The sequence below is a fragment of the Streptomyces sp. NPDC059679 genome (assembly GCF_042734105.1).
GTDB lineage: Bacteria > Actinomycetota > Actinomycetes > Streptomycetales > Streptomycetaceae > Streptomyces.
In genome coordinates this window covers 1-5,957 of the sequence record NZ_JBHWES010000155.1, presented here as the reverse complement: position 1 = coordinate 5,957, position 5,957 = coordinate 1, and the positions used below count along the sequence as shown (strand labels likewise).

The following is a 5,957-nucleotide window of genomic DNA, read 5'->3' as shown; positions in this document are numbered from 1 at the left end:
GTTGATTCGGCGCGGGCGTGGCAACCCCCAGCTCGACTAACTCCTGCACCCGGGCGGCTTCCGCGCGGGTGCAGGAGATCGTCGAGCTGGCCGTCCGCTTAGGCGGGTAGCGGCTTCGACGCGGTCTTCGGCAGTCGCGCGACGGTGATCACTCCGATGAGCGTTACGGCGAGGATCCAGTAGACAGGGCTGGTTCTGCTTCCGGTGCCGGCCACGAGGGCAGCGGCGACGAGTGGCGTGATGCCGCCGATGATCACGCCCAGGTTGTAGCCGATCGCGATGCCTGAGTAGCGCACGCTTGCCGGAAACAGCTCCGTGGCCAACGGCCACGTAGGCACCTGCGCCCACCCGGTGAAGAACATGAAGACCAGATAGACGGCCCCGACGGCCCAGAGGTTGGTTGCCGCGATGAGGAGTGCGAAGACCGGCCAAGCGATGACAGCGAAGATAATGTAGGACGCCAGCAGGATGGGCTTGCGGTCGTAGCGATCCGTCAACTTGCCCGCCCATGGGTAGGTGAAGGTGGCCAGGGCGATGCACAACGCCGATGTCCAGGCGACGCCTGTGGCGGAGAATCCTTCCTCCTGCAGGAAGATGGCGAAGTAGGCGACGCCGAAGTAGCCGGTGCCGTTGAACGCGATAGCCAGGCCCGCCACACGGGCGACCGACAGCGGGTGGCTCCGCAGAGCGGCCAGCATCGGACTGCGTACGATCGCGGCCTTCTCCTTCAGCTCTTGGAATTGCGGCGACTCCTCGACCCGCAGTCGAGCCCGCAGACACACCACAGTGAGGACCAGCGAGAGGAGGAACGGAATCCGCCAGCCCCACGTTGCCATCTGGTCGGCCGGAACCAGCAGCCGGACCAGCCCTACGACGCCGGCGGCCACGGCGAACCCGAGAGTGGACCCCATGGAAACCGTCGATCCGTAGAAGCCCCGCTTGCCGGGCGGCGCCAGCTCGGCGATGTAGGTGGCCGCGCCACCGATCTCACCACCGGCAGCGAACCCCTGGGTGAGTCGCACAACGACGATGGCGATCGTCCCGGCGACTCCGACCTGTCCGTAGGTGGGCAGCAGGCCCATCACGCCGCACGCCGCGCCCATCATCACGATCGTCGCGACGAGGGCTGTCCGGCGGCCGCGGCGGTCGCCGAGGCGACTGAAGAACCAGCCACCGAGCGGACGGATGAGGTAGGACGACGCGAACACCGCGAGCGCGGACAGGGTTGAGACCGTCGGATTGTCGCTGGGGAAGAACAACGGTCCGATGGTGAGCGTCAGAAACCCATAGACACTGAAGTCGTAGTACTCGATCAGTGTCCCGACGCCGCCCGCCAGCGATGCACGCCGGGCGGACCTCAAGCTGATCGTCTTTTCGGAATGTTGTGCCGTCGTCATTGACTCTCCTTGTCACACCAGGATGGGAGATGCGCCGTTCGGCCGCCCTCGCCGCGCGAGGTCGACGCCGTCACGTTGCTCGGCGCGATCAGGGGGGTGGGTCCTGACTGGACCCTTCCGTCGGGTCAGGCTCCGAGGCACTGTGGCGAGGTCGGCAGTCGCCGGGGCCCGATGCTGCCTCAGGGGGCTGAAGCCCCAATCTCTCTGGATTCGAGCGGCGCAGCCGTCAGGGCTACCTCGTCGGTGACTGCTGATTCGACGACCGCGGGATGGCCATCGGATGATGGGACGCATTGATAGAGCGCCGCCGATCGCATGCCATACCTCGTGGGTCAGCAGGAACTGCGTACGCACACACTCGATGCACTTCGCATGTGCTGACTCTGACCCGTCGTACACAGGCGCGCAATGCACTGATACGACTGGACTAATTCAAATTCCACAAGTATGGCTTCAGAAGAGACATGATCCGGGAGTGGCGCACAGGAATGGAATTAAGTCAGCATTGTCGAACGACTCAAGCCGCGGAGCGGTCCGGGGAAGCGAACTGCTCGGGCCAGAGCGGAAGCCGGAGAGGATCTGTGGTCGTCGTGCCTGTAGCGCGCTCACCGGGTCTGCGCCGCGGTGCCGGCTTGCGCTGCTCGGAGCTGTTGTCGTGTCAGATCGGGAGCTGCATAAGTCCACCCATTGCTGTATGCGCGTCAGCAGATGTAGGAGCCACGGCCAACTCATCAAGGTTCTTCGCTAATGCGACCGCGGCCGTAGGTGGTTCGCGATCACTGTGTCGTCATTCCCGCCGTACATTTCGTCGATCAGCGTAGCGAATGAATTCACTACCGCGTTCCGCTTGACCTTGCCATTCGCGGTCCGCTCGCCGCGTTCGGCCTCGAGGGGCCGAGGCAGCACACGGAAGTCCTTCAGCCGTTGCGCGCGTGCGAGGTCCGTGTTGACTCGCCCGAGCTCGGCTCGCAGGCGTTCGGACAGCGCCGTCGTAGTCAGCGCCTTGGCCTGTGTGCTCGGCTCGAGCAGCACGGTGAGGCACTTGCGCGTGTCGCCCACGACGATTGCTTCGCTGATCAGTGAGCTCTCCTTCAGCCGGGTTTCGATCGGCTGCGGATTGATCGTTTTGCCGCCGCTGGTGATGATCACGTCCTTCTTTCGGCCGATGAGGCGGATCTCACCGTGCGCGGTACGCTCGATCAGGTCGCCGGTACGGAACCAGCCGTCCTGCAGAACGGCAGCTGTCTCCTTGGGGTTGCGCCAGTATTCGCGAAACAGCAGTGGTGCGCGGACCAGCATTTCACCATCATGCGCGACCTCGACCTGGAAGCGTGGGTCCGGGAATTTCCGACCAATATATCCCGGGCGCGGAAACGTCTGGTCGAAATGAGCAACGGGGCAGCCGGCTGTTTCGGTGAGGCCATAGCATTCGCGGAGATCCAGCCCCCAGATCTGCCACAGCGCGATGACGTTCTCGGGCATCGCGGCAGAGGCGGTGAAAGCGACGCGCAGGCGGTCCAATCCGACGCTTGCCCGCAACGGCAGGAAGACACGGTGAAGCACTGCGGTGTATGCGATCCGCAGCAATACCGAGGGATGACCACCGGACCAACGGCGCTCGGCCATTCGGCGACCGACCCACATCGCGCCTTTGTAGGCGTACCGGCGCACCCGGGGCCAAGCCCGCGTTCGTGCGATCAGCTGGCCGGCGACCTTCTCGTAGAAGCGCGGGGGCCACAGCAGCGCCGTCGGTCGCACGGTGCGCAACGCGTCCTCGTAGTCCTCGATGCGGCAGTACGTCACCACGAGATGCGAGAGCAGCGGAGTGAAGATCAACAGCAGCGCCGGCGCCACGTGGGCCAGCGGCAGGAAACCGACGATGTCCAGCTCACGGCTGTCGAGCTCCGGATAGAGGCCGACGACGGTCTGGACCGAGTGCTGAAGCGTACGGTGCGAGTGTGTGACGCCTTTCGGAGCTCCTGTGGAGCCCGACGTGTAGAAGAGAACGGCGGGGTCGTCGAGTGCCGTGGCAGCGACCATCTCGACCAGACGGTCGGATACGACGCTCGGATGCCGCGCTCCCTCTGTGCGCAACTCCTCCCACGTTGTCCCGGTGATTGCCCCAGGCAGCGCCGGCGGGGCGGTGTCCATGCCGACGACGAGCCGCAGCTTGGGTGTGCGGGCCGCGATCTCCGCCACCTTGTCGAGCTCCGTGGTTGCCTCGCCCATAAAGGCCACTGCCTCGCTGTGCGCCAGGATCTGCTCGATCTCGGCGGGCGAGTTGGTCGGGTAGACGCCCACCACCACGCCGCCGACACTCTGCACGGCCAGTGCGGCGAAGGCCCATTCGGGGCGTGCGCTGCTCATCACCGCGACGCGATCGCCGTGCCGCACGCCGTGGTCGACAAGGCCGAGCGCGATCTCGCGTACTCGATCTCGGTACGTCCGCCACGTGGTCGCGTGCACAACCCCATCGCGCCAGTGGCGCAGCGCGACAATGTCGGGGTCGGAGCGCGCACGATCAAGCAACAGCTGCGGATGCGTCCGGATCGGTTCAAAATTCATCAGATCCATCGCACAGCCTCTCCGCGGATCCACCAGAGCTGACCCGGGCTCGATACGTTTCATGTAACACCCTGCTCCGAGGTGGAGGAAATCACCGCGGCACCACATCACCGGCTCGCAGCGCATGACCGCTGCGGCGTCGAAGGGAAGCGGGCCCATACACGGCTCATGGCGAGCCCGACCGGGGCGCCGGTCAGTCTGGAGTAACGCAGGAGGGAGGCGATGGCGTGTAGTGCCCGATCGCCCCCCGCGGCGCGCGACGTGGAGGGCGACGCTCGCCGACATCCGGGTCATCCCGAAGCGCCGGGTTACCTCACGGTCACCAACCCTGGCCTGGATCAGGTCAGCGGCTACGAGCCGCGTCCTTGAAGACCCCCGCTCCTGTCAGATCGCGTCCGCGGGGACGAGCAGCGCGTTGATCGCGGCGGTGCGGATGGTCGTCGCGACGATGTCGGGATCGAGGCCGCTGTTGAACTGGGGCACCGCGTTGATCATCGAGAAGACGGCGTGTGTGAGAACGCGGGTCTGCGCGTCTGACAGGTCGGGCCGCAGCCGGGTGACCAGTCCGCTCCACTCTTCGGCGTAGAGGCGCATCATGCGCCGCATGCGATGGCGCTCGTCTTCCGGGACGTTGTGTTCGTTCTTCAGGAACACCAGCGTGGACGGAACGTTCTGGAGACTGCGTTTGACGTGGTAATCGATCATCTCCTCGAGTGCCTTGCGGGGATCCGTCACCTCGGCTGCCGTCTTGCGGGCATGAACCAGCAGTTCGTTGAGCGGATCCTCGAGCACCGCGATCAGCAACGCCTGCTTACTCGGAAAGTGCCGGTAGAGCGCGGGGCCGGTCACACCGGCACGCGCGCCGATCATCTCAGTGGTGACCGCATCGAAGGCACGCTCGTTGAACAACTCTCCGGCGACCTTGATCAGCACCTGCCGACGGGTGGCACGGGGAGACGCGGTACGGGGGGTAGGTGAGCTCGACACATGTAGAGTCTAGTCTAGGTGAGCGGCCGATAACGTGCCCTTGCGTGTTCTGCGAGCAGGTCGGCCACCGCGGTCAGACAGGCGAAGCCCAGCTCAGACGACATGCCGCGCGGATCACCGAGCACCCCGCTGGGTGCGACTGCCTTGACACCGTCAGTGAATACGCGGGCCAGCAACCCCTCATCCATGGACCCGGTGAAACCCGCGGCGGCGCGATCGTTCCTCACGACGTCCGGCCGCACGGCTAGCATGATCGAACTTTCGGCGACATCGGCATGGCCTCCGACGTGGTCGGCGAGGCCGGCGACGCGTTGAGCGGCGTCGCGCCACGCGCGGAGGACCGCTGCCGAGTCTGCGAACGCGATGACATCCAGGCCGGAGGGAAGCCGCGCGGCGAGCTTCGGCTCGATGTCACCGAGCACCGGGTAGTTGCCGATATGTGCCGAGAAGATCAGCACCCTGCGGAAGCCGTGCGTGGCAAGGCTCGCGCAGCAGTCGGCGCAGATCGCTTCGAGCGTCTCGGCCCGCAGCGAGAGCGTTCCGGCGAAGCCGAGGTGGTGCGACGAGCAGCCGATCCGCACCGTCGGTAGCACGAGCGCGTCGCCAAGCCGCTCGGCGACAAGAACACCCAATCGATCGGCGTGATCACTGTCGACCGACATCGGCAGGTGCGCACCGTGCTGCTCCGTGGCGCCCAGCGGCAAGACCGCCGTACGCATACCGCTCGCGATGGCACTCGCGATGTCAGGCGAGGTCAAACGCTCAATCCGCAACTCGCTCATGTGTGGTCACTCCTCCTCCTGTGCCTGCTCGACCCGTACCTCGCGGATGCGTCACTACTCGGCGGATGGAGAGAGGCCCGCAGTCGAGGCTTACACACGTTACTCATAATTAACACGTTCACCATCCCTCGGGGGCCTTGACCTGGGCTGAGCTACGTCCTACGTTATCGCCCACTAACATTTGTCGAAAGGGTCGGTATGGACTTCATCCTCATGTCTGAGGGGG

General features: G+C 65.3%; 4 protein-coding genes. All 4 read right to left on the bottom strand.

The features are described 5' to 3' along the window. Positions 1 to 98: 98 nt before the first annotated feature. Positions 99 to 1,397 (bottom strand): MFS transporter, encoded by a 1,299-nt coding sequence (locus tag ACFV2X_RS55180; protein ID WP_037965927.1) that lies wholly within the window; start codon positions 1,395 to 1,397, stop codon positions 99 to 101. 744 nt (positions 1,398 to 2,141) lie between these two features. Then, entirely contained in the window at positions 2,142 to 3,971 is a 1,830-nt protein-coding gene (locus tag ACFV2X_RS55175; protein ID WP_385631803.1) for an AMP-dependent synthetase/ligase, read from the bottom strand. Between the two features lie 375 nt (positions 3,972 to 4,346). Continuing rightward, positions 4,347 to 4,895, bottom strand: coding sequence for a TetR/AcrR family transcriptional regulator (locus tag ACFV2X_RS55170; protein WP_020867436.1), 549 nt, complete (start codon positions 4,893 to 4,895; stop codon positions 4,347 to 4,349). Positions 4,896 to 4,963: 68 nt separating this feature from the next. Next, complete coding sequence (locus ACFV2X_RS55165) at positions 4,964 to 5,731, bottom strand: creatininase family protein (protein ID WP_385631800.1); 768 nt, start codon at positions 5,729 to 5,731, stop codon at positions 4,964 to 4,966. Positions 5,732 to 5,957: the final 226 nt, after the last annotated feature.